At 36.0% G+C, this 15,593-nt stretch carries 12 protein-coding genes; 5 read left to right on the top strand and 7 right to left on the bottom strand.

The window, feature by feature from the left end; all coding sequences use genetic code 11:
- Positions 1-134 precede the first annotated feature (134 nt).
- From ACM5BR_RS10985 to ACM5BR_RS10960, 6 genes are all read right to left on the bottom strand, one after another.
- On the bottom strand, positions 135-1,688 hold the full coding sequence (locus ACM5BR_RS10985; protein ID WP_416827951.1) for an MFS transporter: 1,554 nt from the start codon (positions 1,686-1,688) through the stop codon (positions 135-137).
- A 141-nt stretch (positions 1,689-1,829) separates the two neighbouring features.
- The gene (locus ACM5BR_RS10980) at positions 1,830-4,058 is read right to left on the bottom strand and encodes an arylsulfatase (RefSeq protein ID WP_416827950.1); all 2,229 of its coding nucleotides are present in this window, start codon (positions 4,056-4,058) and stop codon (positions 1,830-1,832) included.
- Between the two features lie 121 nt (positions 4,059-4,179).
- Positions 4,180-4,848 carry a YdeI/OmpD-associated family protein gene (locus ACM5BR_RS10975; RefSeq protein ID WP_416827949.1) on the bottom strand — a complete coding sequence of 223 codons (669 nt, stop codon included), beginning with the start codon at positions 4,846-4,848 and terminating at the stop codon, positions 4,180-4,182.
- A 122-nt stretch (positions 4,849-4,970) separates the two neighbouring features.
- The gene (locus tag ACM5BR_RS10970; protein ID WP_416827948.1) at positions 4,971-5,984 is read right to left on the bottom strand and encodes a DUF916 and DUF3324 domain-containing protein; all 1,014 of its coding nucleotides are present in this window, start codon (positions 5,982-5,984) and stop codon (positions 4,971-4,973) included.
- A gap of 128 nt (positions 5,985-6,112) precedes the next feature.
- Entirely contained in the window at positions 6,113-6,727 is a 615-nt protein-coding gene (locus ACM5BR_RS10965; RefSeq protein ID WP_416827947.1) for a WxL domain-containing protein, read from the bottom strand.
- Between the two features lie 48 nt (positions 6,728-6,775).
- The gene (locus ACM5BR_RS10960; RefSeq protein ID WP_416827946.1) at positions 6,776-8,029 is read right to left on the bottom strand and encodes an Ig-like domain-containing protein; all 1,254 of its coding nucleotides are present in this window, start codon (positions 8,027-8,029) and stop codon (positions 6,776-6,778) included.
- Positions 8,030-8,501: 472 nt separating this feature from the next.
- On the opposite strand from ACM5BR_RS10960, the gene ACM5BR_RS10955 reads away from it, so the two are divergent.
- Genes ACM5BR_RS10955 through ACM5BR_RS10945 form a run of 3 tightly spaced genes read left to right on the top strand, consistent with a single transcriptional unit; the run spans position 8,502 to position 11,099 of the window.
- Complete coding sequence (locus tag ACM5BR_RS10955) at positions 8,502-9,530, top strand: ABC transporter ATP-binding protein (RefSeq protein WP_416827945.1); 1,029 nt, start codon at positions 8,502-8,504, stop codon at positions 9,528-9,530.
- Positions 9,496-10,293, top strand: coding sequence for an ABC transporter permease (locus ACM5BR_RS10950; protein ID WP_416827944.1), 798 nt, complete (start codon positions 9,496-9,498; stop codon positions 10,291-10,293). The genes ACM5BR_RS10955 and ACM5BR_RS10950 overlap by 35 nt, the downstream gene beginning before the upstream one ends.
- A gap of 5 nt (positions 10,294-10,298) precedes the next feature.
- Positions 10,299-11,099, top strand: a complete 801-nt coding sequence (locus tag ACM5BR_RS10945; protein ID WP_416827943.1) for an ABC transporter permease — start codon at positions 10,299-10,301, stop codon at positions 11,097-11,099.
- Between the two features lie 43 nt (positions 11,100-11,142).
- On the opposite strand, the gene ACM5BR_RS10940 is transcribed toward ACM5BR_RS10945, so the two are convergent.
- Positions 11,143-13,224: an ATP-binding protein gene (locus tag ACM5BR_RS10940; RefSeq protein WP_416827942.1), complete on the bottom strand. Its 2,082-nt coding sequence runs from the start codon at positions 13,222-13,224 to the stop codon at positions 11,143-11,145.
- 424 nt (positions 13,225-13,648) lie between these two features.
- On the opposite strand from ACM5BR_RS10940, the gene ACM5BR_RS10935 reads away from it, so the two are divergent.
- The gene (locus ACM5BR_RS10935; RefSeq protein WP_416827941.1) at positions 13,649-14,389 is read left to right on the top strand and encodes a GntR family transcriptional regulator; all 741 of its coding nucleotides are present in this window, start codon (positions 13,649-13,651) and stop codon (positions 14,387-14,389) included.
- Between the two features lie 425 nt (positions 14,390-14,814).
- Entirely contained in the window at positions 14,815-15,534 is a 720-nt protein-coding gene (gene deoD, locus ACM5BR_RS10930; protein WP_416827940.1) for a purine-nucleoside phosphorylase, read from the top strand.
- Positions 15,535-15,593: the final 59 nt, after the last annotated feature.

Genomic DNA, 15,593 nt, shown 5'->3' with positions numbered 1-15,593 from the left:
CTATTTAAATATATAAAAAAGAGTGGATTATTGAAAGTTACTTCTAAAGTCAATTCTCCACTCTCATTTATTAATATATAAGTTCCTCTAGAAATAGCGTTGCAGAATGTACGATATGATTCACAAACTACTTACTATACAGATTGCTCTGGCATCCTCTTTACCGGTTCCATATTTCCTTCCGGCTTACGAGCTTGATAGCGCTCCGCTCCAATGAACAGTGAAACAAGAAAACCTAATAAACAGGCAATTAAGCCTACCATAAACCCATTGTGCAACGCTGATTCCATCGCACCCCGTATATATTCCAAGGCCGCCTGAGGCAGTTTATCTTTTGCCTGCATTAATACCTCCGGCTTCGCCATTTGGGCTACCTGATCCTCTGGTAGATGGGATGCCTTTATAAATTCTGTCATTTTGTCTTTCAGGTTGCCGTTAACAATCGTTGCTGTAATGGCTGCCCCCATTACCCCTCCGATACTACGCCAGAAACCAACAACTGAAGAGGCAATTCCCATATATTTCGGATCTACGGATTGAGCTATTGCATTTTGGGATACACTCATAATTGGTCCAAGCACAAACAAGCCGAGAACAACCATTATGACAATAACAAGTATATTATTTGTACTATGGGTAATTGTACTTAGCATGTAAGCTGCAAATACTCCCATTCCCATCGAAAAGGCCATTATTGTTCTGAATGAAAGTTTAGAGGAGATAAATCCTCCTAAAATAGCCCCAATCATAATGGGGAACATAAGCGGTGTTAGCACGCTATTAGAATTGGCATTTCCCATTACTGCAACAGATAGAATAGGAAGATACGTAATCGCTGAGAACATGATTGCCCCTTGGCAAAACACGACGAAACTTGTTCCTGATACAATTTTGTTTTTAAAAATCACCAGTGGAAGAACGGGTTCCTTTGCTTTTGATTCAACAAATAAGAAGGCCGCTATACACACCGCTGAAAATGAAAATAAGCCGATAATTTCTGCCGAACTCCATGGGTAATCTTTTCCGCCCCATTCAAGAGCAAGCAGCAAGGAAACGGTAGAAAGAATCAAAAGAAGGGTGCCAAGATAATCAACCTTAGGTTTCGTTTCGGAACGAGACTCTTTTAAGGATAATAATAGGACTAAGAATGATATAATTCCAAACGGAAGATTAATATAAAAACACCATCTCCAGCCGAGCCAAGCAGTTTCCGAGATCCAAGTTCCAATTTGAGGTCCTAAAACCGAGGATATTCCGAAAATCCCCGCGAACACCCCAGACATTTTTGCAGCCTGTTTAGGATCTGTGGAAACAGAAAAAATGATTGTAAACGAAATTGGGAATAGTGCTCCAGAACCTATCCCTTGGATCATACGGTACACGATTAGCTGATCAATTGTTTGTGCTGTTCCACATAAAGACGAACCGACCAAAAACAGGCCTATCCCTATTAGATAAAATAACTTACGTCCAAACAGATCGCTCATTTTACCGAAAATCAGCATAGTGCTAGTTGTTGCAAGCATGTATGCTGTAAACACCCAGCTCATCTTGTCAAATCCGCCGATATCTTTAATAACTTGGTTAATGCTAGCAGATACGATCGTATTATCAAGAGAGGCCATAAACAAACCTAAAGCCATTGCCACGATGACCAAAGTCATCCGACTATTTTCTTTAGCGATCACGAAAAACAACTCCTCAGCATTTAGTGTGGTCATCATGTAAAAAATTTCTATCTAAGTAAACAGTACTTTGAAATATAAATATTTGTCAATCATTTCCTTCTGATTACCATCTAGATAGCTGAAGAATCCTTTTTCTACTTTCTAAAGTAAAAAAATGTTTCCATTCAAATTCATATAAATCGGTTCTTCATGTTCACAACAAAATGACATGATTTTAGCATGTTCCTCCAAAAGCTCAATATCTACCTGTTTTATTTGCCCGGTAAACGGAAACTCCGGTACTGGGTAGTTAGGACTTACTGGCGTTAAACGATCGCAACCTATATCCAACCCCTCAACTGAAATAACAAATGGTAACGTCCGTTCCATATCGACGGTACCGACTAATTGGTTATTAATATAGATCATTCCTATTCCTCGCGTGAACATTTTCCTTTTAAATGCAAAGTGGATAGTTGAAAATCCAACGGGTACTTCTATAGAGGATTGAACGCTATAGACGGTACCTACGTAATTATATTCATAAATCAAGTAATTATCTTTTATATAAAGAGTGTATCCACTCGAATGATCCCCATGAGCAAGTAAAACACCTTCTTCACCATGGTTTAAGCGAAAAATAGGAATCGTAATCGAATAGGAGGACAAGGTTATACTAGGAGATGCACTGCTTGGCAAATGCGCCATTCCAGGATAGTAAGTAAACAGGGTTCTTCCCTCCTGCAAACCTTGGTATCCTTTACGAACTGGCATGTCATGTAAAGGGAGAACATTGTACTTTCTAGCCTCCTGCATCCATATTTCTTGAAGCTCTTTTACTTTTTCAGGATATTCTTCAGCAAGATTATACTTTTGTGAAAAATCATGGGTTATATCATATAGCTCCCATTTATCTTCACTAAAAGGAGTCCCTCGTTCATGATTGGTAACAGCCATCCACCCATCATGCCAAATAGCTCGATTACCGAGCATTTCGAAATACTGTGTTTTTCGCTTCGAGGGTGCATCAGGTACTGTAAATGTATCAAGCATACTTACACCATGCATTGGCATTTGTGGAATACCTTCATACTCTTGTGGAGGATTAATAGTTAGGAGGTCTAATATTGTAGGAGTAATATCAATAGCATGATAGAATTGTGGACGTATCGAGCCTGGGTCTTGAACGACTTGGGGCCATTGAATAATGAGCGGAACACGAATACCTCCAAAAAACGTATCTTGCTTATAATATTTAAAAGGTGTATTACTAACCTGCGCCCACCCTTTCGGATAATTAGGACTTACATTCGGGCCGCCAATTTCATCTACCTTTTTAAACATCTCATCCACACTTTCTTCAATTCCATTGAAGTATGCGGAATCGTAGATGGAACCGTTCCAGCCACCTTCCTGACTGCCACCATTATCCGATAGTAAAACAATAATTGTATCTTCCCGTTTATTTTTCGAGTTTAAAAAGTTCAGAAGCCTTCCAATTTGCAAATCTGTATGAGTTAAAAATCCAGCAAACGTCTTCTGAAATTGAATAAACAAGATTCTTTCTTTATTCGATAGTTCTGACCATGGCTTGATACCGGGATTGCGTTCAACCAGTTCAGCATCCTGTGGAATGACTCCTAATTCCTTTTGACGCTTGAACCTTCTTTCTCGGATATAATCCCAACCATTATCATACATACCTTCATATTTTTCTATAAATTGTTTTGGTACCTGATGTGGTTCGTGCTGTGCTCCAAATGCTACGTATAGAAAGAATGGACGTTCCGGGGTAATAGATAGATGATCAGTCAGAAATTCTAGTGATTTATCAATTAAATCTTCTGATAGATGATAGTTTTGTTTTTTCATCTTCTGTATACGATGATTATCATAGATTAAGTCTGGTTCATATTGGTCTGTCATACCTAATAAAAAGCCATAAAACCGATCGAATCCTTTGGCAAGCGGCCAATTATCAAACGGACCGCTAGACGCTGCTTCATGTCCAGGAACCAGATGCCACTTTCCTACCATATAAGTAGCCATCCCGTTCCTTTTTAAGATTTCAGCCACTGACGCAGCTCGTTCCGTCATTCTTCCCCTTTTGTTAGGAAATCGAGGTCCGAAGTCTAGTTCCGTAACAAAGCCTACTCCAACAGAATGGCAATTACGGCCTGTCAGGAGGCAAGCACGAGTAGGTGAACACAAAGGGGTAACATTAAAATTATTGTATCTCAATCCGTTATCAGCTAATGAATCGATATGAGGTGTTTCAATTTCCGAGCCATAGCATCCTAATGCAGAAAAACCAACATCATCAAGAACAATGTAAATCACATTCGTTCGATTTCTTTTTGTATCCGTGTCTGGCTCCTTTTTCGTACCCATACTCATCCTCCTTTCAAGCAAACAAACGTACATACTACCTAGGGAATGTTGTATAGTAAGGAATATATTTTAAGTTCCCATCAGTTATGATGGAAACAGAAGATACTTATGTTTCATTTTTTCATTGATTATCTCTGCGATACAGATCCCGGCTCTTGTAACCCTTACCTAAAATCATTTTCATTTCTTCCCGTCGCTTTGCTTTTGTCGCCTCTTGTTTCGCACTATACACATAACGAGCCCAATCTTTACGGTACCCTTCGGTGAGTGATTGATAGAAAGCAAGTAAATCAGGAACATCATGCAAATCTTTTTCCACATCTGGAATCATCACTATATAATCATCTACGCATTGACTGGCTTTTGTAGATGTACGATTTTTGTTTGAAGAATCTTCTTTTAAACCGACCACTGTAAATACATCATCTAACCCTACCATACGCGCAAATTTGATGTTACTCGTCCCAATATAACCCGTTTCATCTGCACCTAACCCATCTAATAATTCATCACGATGAATAAACGTTGGATATACTTTATTCCCTTTCTTAGGATACGCCAAAAAGATATAACCATTTTTATTTAGGTAATTCTTTTTGATAACTTTATTTACAAGTTCTTTTAAAGATTCCATATCTAGCACAAAAGCAAAAATAAGATCATAAGCACCCTCTAACTCTGTATCATAATCCGCTAACTCTGCTAAATAATCTGCACCATCCGGTAAATCCAATACTGCTGCTTTTTTATATTTTTGTAAGTTTAGTTTTTCTACTATAGTTTTAGCCATGTTATCACCTGTTAAATTTTTTCTATTATTTCTTTAGTATAGGAGTCACCTTTTTCGTTGGCAACATCGAAAAAAGGGGGAAGCGCCCAGAAGCTTCCCCTTTACATATTTATTCATTTCCCCTACAAATTCTGTTGCTTGTTCTTTCTTACTAACCTAAAAATAATATAGACCAAAATCAAAATAATAAATAAAAGACCAATAATAAAATATAATTTATAGTCTTTTACGATTCCAACTGCTTCTTTATTAAGAACATTTGCATCTTTAGAAGGAATGACAAATTCTTCCTCCCAATTCCAATTCTGTTTACCTGTATCAGCGTATAATTTTAAAGTATATTTCCCTGGACTGATCTCTTTATTTTTCCAGTCGATAGCAAAATCCATATTAGAATTTGGTGCCATTCTATAATCTTTAACATCAACTTGATTTATCTCTTTACCACTCGAGTTATAAACCTTTGCCTTTAAAGTGAGATTGTCGACAATAACCGGCGCGCTATTTTGGATATTTGCAATAACGGCAGTATGATAATTGACCAAACCTGGTTTGACTGATTTCAATTGAAGATTTGGTTTTACTTCTGTATTCGTTTCGCTCAATTTCATGCCGATTACGTATGCAAGCTTATTAGAAATTTGCCCTTGTGTCGATTCCTCTTTACCTAAAGACTTCTCAAAATAAATCCCTCCAAGCATAATACCGTCAAATTCTGCTTCTGGCATTTCAAGTTGAATCGGTACAATTTTAGATTTCTTTGCAGGTACTCTAACCGTCTTTTCTTCAATAGAGGCAACTTTTGTAATAGGAACCTTTAGACTTTCGTCCACCTCTGCATTAATATTCGTATAATCAATTAGCCCATTTCTATTTGAAATTGGATTTGTTATATGGATATTAATATCCATATCCTCATTTGAATTATTCATAATTTCAACTTGAATCACTTGTTTTTCCTTAGGCTTCATTAACAGATCAAAATAGGTCTGATTCTTATCAATTTGATTTTCAGGTATTATTGCTCGGACTGAGTAACCCACATCTTCCGCATTCGCAACTACCATTGGCAAATCTAAAGTAACGAATATGATTATTAAAAAAATATACGTCATTCTATTTTTAATTATTTTCATCTTATTTCTCCTCACAATTGTACCAATCTATCAAAGAGGACAGTGCTATAGCAGATAGAAGATTCATAATATAAAAAAGTCCCAAATAATAGAGATTCCTTATTATTCGAGACTAACTTAAATTCTTCTCACGGGGTGTTTGATAGTGTCCATGTTAATGTTGAAGTATATTGCTCGTTTGCCATAATACCTCCTGGAACATGTAGTGTAACGCTATCATTCGTAGCAGGATTACTTGTAGTTGGGAGCCAGCTTGTTTTCCATGTACCACGGCCCTCGCCTTGTTTTGCCGAAACAACCTTAACAGTTCCAACATCCCCATCCGTTGTTACTACAAATGGAATTGTTGTTGGCTTTGTATAAGTAAGGTCCGAAGTAGAATCTCCATTACTAAAATTTATTGTAGCTCCATTCAATGTGCTGGTAGAAGTAGTACTAGTAAATGGACTTGCTTTTACTGTAACATTCCATCCAGTGGCATTGTTAATGCTACGATTATCAGTTACTTGAATAAAGGGGGTAAGATTAAGAGAATTGTAGGCTTCATCAGATAAAGATATTTTCTGTGAACCAAAATCTAGCCCCGGAACAGAATCAAGTGTTAAATCGCCGTCTGGATTATTCTCATAAAATCCTACTGTTGCAGCAGAATCTTGTGATGATGCTGCTAAAATTCCTTGTGAGGAGATGAATAAAAATAGAACTGGAATTGCTGCCATACTTATCGATCTTGGTAATTTCATAAAAAACCCCCTCCTCTTTTTATAAAAACGAAATCACCATTTTTAATATTATGGTGCATTTTCTAAAGTCCAATGAATAGTAGTAGAATATGTAACACCTGTCCGAGCATCGAAAAGACCCGTAGGAGTCAGTTTCATTAATATTCCTTCATTTTCGCCCCATTGGACCGTTGTCTTTTGCTCTACTCCAGTAGTCCCTTCATAAATAAGGACCTCATCGTTTAAAGATTCAACACTGTTACCTTTTACATATACAAGAGCATTTGGGTCTAATGTGTACCCATCAGTTGACGTTAATGGTCCTGTCGCCTTCGCTTTTATTGCCCATTTGGATCCTTGTCCACGTGTATCTCGTACTGCAATGGACCAATTGGGGTCTACCCTCGGGATTGTAACTTCCTGAAGCTTTATAGGTGTATTTTGAAATTGAATTTCACTTGGAACGGTAAAGTCAAGAATTACGCCAATTACAGTTGTGGAAACTCCTTTACTTTCGATGCCTGCTACAGTCTGTGTAGCTGTAATTACTGTGCCAGCATCTTGTACTGGAATTGCAATACTGTATGACCCTTTTTCATTTACTAGCCCTTCATAGTTGCCACTCGGAGTTACGATATGTACGGTTGCTCCTGCCTCCCCTGTTCCTGTTACTACTGTATCAACATCACTTACAGAATTTACTGTTGGAGGTGGTGGTAATACATCCGTTCTCATGTCATATTTAGAACCTTCACTTACTAATACACTTAAATCAATAAGTGCCTCCTTTGAGGCTAGTCCATAAAATTCTAGTATGCCGTCAGGGCTTGGTGGTAATTTAGCAACGTCTAATGCGCTTAACTTAATCATCAGCGTAACAGTAACTGTTGCGAGAAGGGAAAGATCTAGCACTGAATTTCGTACACCGGTTACCGTTCCATCAGCAGAATTTAGTGTCAATGAACTGCCATCAATGGTGTCGCTAGTTGAACCTAAAAGCCAACTCTCTTCAAAATCAATCCGTGCATTTTGTTTAAAACGAGGATCGTCCAAAATAAATTTCAATTCTTCTGGCAATTGATATATGAAACTTTGTGAGTCAAGTGCACCTAAACTTAGTAGTGTTCCTCCAGAAATCTTCAAAGAAAGATTTCCGGTACTGGGATCATAGGAACCATTCAACGTTTGATTTCCTAAAATTCCAACATTAGCGAGTGCCAAAGCTCGTTGATATTTAACAGTTGGAACAAGGTTTCCATTCCCATCATGAGTAATTGATACCATAAAAGGCGTGAAAACAAGGATAATTACAAGCACTACCATAATTAAAATTTGTATCGTTTTTTTTAAAGTTAAGTGTATTTGCTACACCCCCTTAAAAAAATTAGCTTCGTTTACACTAAATACTCACATTCTATACATTTACTTTACACTTATTTAACAATTTAGTAATATCCTAAATGAAATTGTCACAATTTATTGATATTATATTATTTGTTTATTCACATTTTTGACAATATTGATAAAACTAAATAGCATACTGATCTTATATTTCTGGATTCTAGCTTTATTTTTTGCAGTTACCTCAATAAAAAATACAAAAAGGAGATGGAGCGTATTACTTTTAGTTTTTAGACAGCCCACCTCCTTTTTGATATTGCCATTATTATGACAGAAATAGGAATCCTATTGATAATAAGGAATTGCTCCTGTAAAATCATACTAGTTAGGGTTATGCAAACGCTTTCGCAACAAAGTGGATAATATTTGTAAAGAGAAAGGAGGAGAATTGTAAATGATTGAGGTTAAGAATGTTACCAAGAGTTATAAGATTTTAGAAAGAGAGCCAGGTTTAATAGGTGCAATAAAAGCTTTAATAAAACGGAGATATTATGATAAACAGGCGGTAAAACCGATCTCTTTCTCTGTTGAAAAAGGAGAAATGGTGGGATATATCGGATTCAATGGTGCTGGAAAATCAACCACTATTAAGATGCTGTGTGGAATCCTAACTCCAGATAGTGGCGAAATCAAAGTAAATGGAATTATTCCATACAAAAATCGACAGGAAAATGCCAAAAATATTGGAGCTGTTTTTGGACAACGTACACAACTTGCTTGGGATATACCAGTGCGAGAGTCGTTTGCACTATTAAAACATGTCTACGAGATACCAGAGACAAAATATCAAGAAATGCTGCATTTGTTTGAAAATGTATTGGATCTTGGAGATTTAATGCCATTACCTGTTCGTCAGCTTTCACTTGGCCAAAAAATGCGCTGTGAGTTAGCTGCTGCTTTTCTTCATCAACCTTCTGTCGTGTTCCTAGATGAGCCTACAATCGGTCTAGATATTGATGTAAAGGCAAAAATTCGTGATTTTATTAAAGAAATGAATAAGCAATTGGATGTAACCGTTGTATTAACTACACATGATATGCAGGATATAGAGGAGATTTGCCAGCGTATTATCATTATTGATAAAGGTTCCATCATCTATGATGGGGACTTACAGGAGCTGAAAGACCGTTTTTCATATAACCGCATCCTATCTTTAGAGTTAGAAGAGCGAACAACATTTGAGCTTCCTCCATCATTAGAGAACGATATCGTAGTACACAAGAGCCAAGAAGAAAATTCCTCTCGCGTAGAGCTAAGTTTTCATACAAAGACAGTCTCATCTGAATTTGTGCTTTCCGAACTCGCAAAATACAATAAGATATCAGACCTAACTATTTCAAATCCTAAATTGGAGACGATTATTAAAGACCTTTATCAGCATGGAGGTGATGAGTCTCTTGAGAAAATATTGGGAAATGCTTAAAGTACAAATAAAACTAGAGACTTCCTATGCTGCGTGGTATTGGGCAGGTACATTTGCAATTATTGTTAAATTATGCACAGTGTATTACTTTTGGACTGCCGTTTACGAAAATAAAGAGACGGTTGGAACACTTTCACTATCTAATATGTTAACTTATATGGTCGTTGCTATGTTATTGGAACAATATGTATCAGGAGTAGGGAACAATTTAGCGAGAATGATTAAACAAGGTGACATAGCAATGGAGCTTATGAAGCCATACCATTTGTTAGATAAACTTGTAGCTATGGATATAGGGCAAAAAATTTCTAATTCTATTCGGACAACGATTCCTATGTTACTGTTTGCCACTTGGTTTGTAGGGAATACGCTGCCACAATCATTAGAGTCGTTTGCATTATTTATGATAAGTGTAGTGTTGGGTATTTTAATTGGAACGCAACTAGATCTTATTATTGGTATATTAGCCTTTTGGACTGTAAATGTATGGGGACTTCGTCTTCTGCGAGATTCCATTATTCAGTTCTGTTCCGGTGCACTTGTCCCATTATCGCTTTATCCGCAATGGTTTCAAGAAATTAGTATGTTTTTACCCTTTCAATCTATGGTCTATATTCCTGTTTCTATTTATACAGGCTCTATATCCGGAACACAGGCTTATATGGCAATTGCGACTCAATTCGTATGGTTCATTTTCATTGCAATTCTTGTCCGATTCATATGGGCTTTCGCAATTCGGAAGATCACAATATTTGGGGGGTGAATGAATTGTGGCACACTCTTAAACGGTACTCATTTTTATACAGTATCTATTTTAAGCAGCACTTAAAAGTTATGATGGAGTATAAAGTAGATTTTTTAATAGGAATTGCTTCTGTATTCATTCAACAGTTTGCCTCTATCTTTTTTATAAAGGTAGTGTTTGATCATATTGAAACGTTAAAGGGGTGGAATTTTTATCAGATCCTCTTAATCTATGGAATTGCTTTTGCAGGAAGGTCTATCCATCACATTTTCTTTGATAATTTATGGACGGTTGGATGGCAGTATATTCAAACAGGAAATTTAGACCGTCTGCTTATCCGTCCCATTAACCCATTGTTCCAAATCGTAGCAGAGCGTGTGCAAGAGGATGGAATTGGGCAACTTATAATAGGGGGAATTATTCTTTCTTATTCCATTAGCAATCTAGATATTTCCCTTACAGCGGGAAAATTACTTATACTTATCATAATGATTATATCAAGCGGCCTTATCTTTATAGCATTAAATCTGTTTTTTATTACGTTTTCCTTTTGGATGACCGATAGCCTTCCTGTTGTATCAGCAGTATTCACTTTAAGTGATTTTTCGCGTTATCCGATTACAATCTACAATAAAGTAATAGCATTTATCTTAACGTTTATTATTCCTTACAGTTTTACATCATTTTACCCAGCTGCTTTCTTCTTTGATAAGGGATATAAATCGATTTCTTTGTGTACACCATTCGTTGCGATAATACTATGCTTTATTGCTTATCGTTTCTGGAAATTCGGATTAAGTAAATTTACTAGTACAGGAAGCTAAGCTGGAAAAAGGCTTGGTATTTACCAGGCCTCTTCCTTATTATTTATAGATTAAATTTAACAAAAAAAGTAGTTCCTTCTTGACCTGTTTGAATTTCAATTTTGGCATGATGACGGGCAGCAATGGCATAACTTACACCTAATCCCAAGCCCGTACCGGTTTCCTTAGTAGTGAAGAATGGCGTGCCTAATTTTTCTAATACTTCAGGCTTAATCCCTTCGCCTTCATCTTGTACTGCAAGAATCACACAATCATCTTCTTTGTAGGTTCTTATAGTTAATTCTTTTCCTTCGCTCATCGCTTCTAAGCCGTTACGGTAGAGGTTGATTAATAATTGGCGAATCTCATTCCGATTTAAAAGTAACTCCGGGATATCATTCGTATCTATTTTTATCTTTTTATTTTGGTTAAACGCATCCACCTTAATTAATGGGACTATATCATGTATGATTGCATTTAAATCTAATTTCTGTAAATCTGATGTCCTTGTGTTACTCATGGAAAGGAATTCTGTAATGATAGAATTAGCACGATCAAGTTCTTCAATCATTACATTCAGGTAATGTTTGTACTCTACAAATTCAACCTCTTCGTTTAATAACTGCAGAAATCCCCGTACTGTTGTCATCGGATTTCTTATTTCATGACTAATTCCTGCAGCCATTTGTCCAATTAGCTCTAACCCCGATAACCTTTTTATTTCCTTCTCATATTTCTTTTTTTCTGTTATGTCCTTAATCAGACCACAAATGCCTTCGTCATAGGGATACGAAACAATTTCATACCAACGATCGGTGTAGGCAAAGTGAAATTCGAAATGTACAGGTATCCGTTCTAGCATAACCTTATGAAATTCTTTATATAGGATCGTATCAACGAATCTCGGAAATGCTTCCCATATATTCTTGCCTAATACGTCTTTTGATGTTTTTTTATGAGACAAAAATAGATTCTTATTTAAATAAGTAAGTCTCCATTCTTTACTTAATGCAATGAATCCATCTGTAATACTTTCAATTACACTCAAATTTTTCTCATTAGCAATGGTTAGTTCCTTTGTCCGCTCTTCTATCATGGTTTCCAGTTGGTTCATATACAATAAGCCCGATAACGTAGAAGTTGTGGCTTCAACGATAGATTGTGCCAGCTGGATTTGCGATCTAGTGTAAATGAGATCTTTTCCTTCCATATTAACGACTAAAATGACTCCTAACACCTCGTCCATTGAAACTAACGGTATCATAAATAAACCCTTGATCGCATATGTAAGGCAAACATCATGGTTCAGTCTTTTATCTGTGAATACATTTGGGATGAAAATAGCTTCTTTTGTTTGAATGACATTTTGCATTAACGTATCATAACATTGGGCATTTTTTATCTTATTACATGTCTCTATCCAGCCTTCATTTGTCCTATCCTGATTTAAGTTCGCGTGTTTAATACTTTGATCTGCTATAGGATTTAGTAAGTGGACTGCTACATTATAGTTGTCCAAAACCTTTCCTAAATAGAAAAAACAGGTTTGGAGACATTCTTGCATCGAGGAACACATAGAAAGATCACGAGTAACATCAAGTAGCAGCTGCTTTTCTGAAATAAGTTTTTCCTGTTGTGTTACATAATTTGCATTTCGAATCGCAACTGCAGCCATATTTACATAAGCCTCAACACTTTGAATTTCTGATTCTGTTAAATTCATAGCAATTCCATAATCAAACAAAAAAACCAAGCCATATAACTCTTGCTCAAATGAAATAGGTAAAGCTAATATAGATTTAATTTGAAATGCTTGAATCGGTACAAGATCAGGTCGATTATCCTTTGAAGTGTCAGGGATGTAAATTGTTCTTTTTGTTTCAATTACTTCTCTTGCCAATCCATCTATTTTCGGATCAATCACCTGTGTATGAAGCGTCGAGCCATTAATAATTTCCGGTTTTCCAACATACCCTCTAAATGTACCATCCCCGTGTGGTAAAAAAATACCTACTGCATTACATTGAACGATTTCTTCCGATATCGCGGTCGTTACATACTCCAGCACATCACGTAATTCTAGCCTCGTATTAATCAATTTTGTTATATTTGCAAGACGAGAATACCTCGTTTGGTCATTTACCATCCATACTAACCCCAATCACTTGGTATAATCTGTGTTTTCGTCGCTGTAAGAATGCTAGTTCAATTCGAACGAAACAGACTATTCTTCATCCTTTTTGGTTTACAATCTTATCATTCTTATTTTACATTAGTTTATATGCTTAAGGGGAAATTCATATGTTTTTTCACCCAGCCTTTGAATGTAAATGATGTATTCTGGAACTTCACAAAATTTTTATTTTCACGAAAGTACGTTACAATATAAAAAAAGCGCAAGCCTTTGCTCAGGACGTATGGACTAAGGCGACCTCGAACGAGATAGTTAAACAGTTTTTTAGCACCAAAATTTATACTTCCTTATCTATGAACAAATGATACAATTTACTAAAATGAAAAGAAATAGGAAATAAGAATCATGAATTTGAAAAACAGTAGGTGATAAGAAAATGAACATTAAACTTCATGAACACAATAACTCAAAAAAACCGTTATTTGTTATTGTGTATGACCAATTGTATAAACTAATTATGGATGGAACGTTTCCCCCTGATAGCCAGCTTCCATCAGAGCCTGAATTAGCCAAAATATTTGATGTCAGCAGAATGACATTGAGACATGCACTAGCACTCTTGCAGGAAGATGGATTAGTTAATAATATCCATGGAAAAGGAAATTTCATTACAAAATTTCATCATAATGAAAGTATCGATGGCTTAGAGACATTAGGGAATCCCTTATATAAGTGCTATACGGGGAAAATCGATGATGTCGAACTTAATTTTCGAATGGAATTAACAACGGACTATGCCATGCAAGTATTAAATCGCGAAATGACTGCAGTTGTTGCTGTGGACCGCTGGTATAAAAGTAATGATAAGGTAGTAGCTTATGCCTTTACCATGATGCCCATAGAAGAAGTTTCCAAGTTAAATCTTGATTTACAGAATGAAAAGCAATTTTTAGAAATGTTAGAGGAGAAAGTATATGAACTGGCTAATTCCTCTACTATTGAAATCAAACGTTCCAATTCTGTTAATACTCCGTCATTAAAATATCAGATTTTCTGTGGTGAGGAATGTAATTTGATATTAGAAAGTGTATATATTAGTGACAAATACCCTGTGATGTATAATAAATACTATCTACCAACAGAATGTAGTCAAATTAGGATCAATAGAATAAAATAACCGAATAGGTAGGCACTTATCATTTGAAAATATTTTTAAATCAATTTAAAGCGGTGTATTTCATCAGAAATACACCGCCTTTTTTTTGTCACAAAAGAACGGATTTCCATAAAAAGATATGTTGTGAGCAAATGAAAGATGTGATATTATTTCATTGTAATGATATATACAAGTTATTATACAACTATACAACGATGTATATTCGCGAAAGACATCACATAACAAAATGTAAACGGTAACAAAAGAAAAATATAATCTTCATCTTTTATGTTGTAAATACGCTATTAAACTTTATTAAGAAGGTGAAAACAACTACCATTCAACGATGTTTATTTGTGAAAGCCATCACATAAAAATGTAAACGGTAACAATAGACAAATAATCTTCAGCATTTATGCAAATACTTTGAGAAGGAGAAAACAAAAATGACTACAGTTAAATACAAGGAAACACCTCATATCAAACCAAATGGAGTAGAGATTGCGGAAACAATCCTTTTGCCAGGGGATCCATTAAGAGCAAAGTTTATTGCCGAAACCTATTTAGAAGACGCCGTTCAGTTCAATTCCGTTCGTAATATGTTCGGGTATACAGGAACTTATAAAGGAAAGAAAATATCTGTTATGGGAACAGGTATGGGCATACCAAGCATGAGTCTTTATTCTTGGGAGCTAATTCATGTATTTGGTGTGAAAAATTTGATTCGCATTGGTACCTGCGGGGCTCTCCAGGACGACATGAATTTATATGATCTCGTTTTTGCTATGGGAGCTTCTACGGATTCCAATTATGTTAATCAATACAATCTTCCTGGACAATATTCCAATATTGCATCCTTTGCATTATTAGAAAAAGCGAAAAAAACAGCTGATCAAAAAGAGCTGCCTGTACATGTTGGAAATGTCCTATCTAGCGATATTTTTTATAATGCGGATGAAACCGCTTTAGAAAAATGGAGAAAAATGGGGATTTTATCCGTAGAAATGGAGACTGCCGGTCTTTATATGAATGCAGCCTACGCGGGAGTTAATGCTCTTACGATTTTAACAGTAAGTGATCATATTATTAGAAATGAACAAACCACACCAGAAGAAAGACAATTAGCTTTTACAAATATGATGGAAGTTGCTTTGGAACTAGCTTAAGAAATGAAAACCATATTAGTTAGGCATTTGGTTACGGTTAATCTGCGATTAGAGGTCAG

The sequence above is a fragment of the Ectobacillus polymachus genome (genome assembly GCF_048159605.1).
Classification (GTDB): domain Bacteria; phylum Bacillota; class Bacilli; order Bacillales; family Bacillaceae_G; genus Ectobacillus; species Ectobacillus polymachus.
The sequence above is the reverse complement of the archived record's forward strand: the minus strand, read 5'-3'. Positions and strand labels throughout refer to the sequence as shown.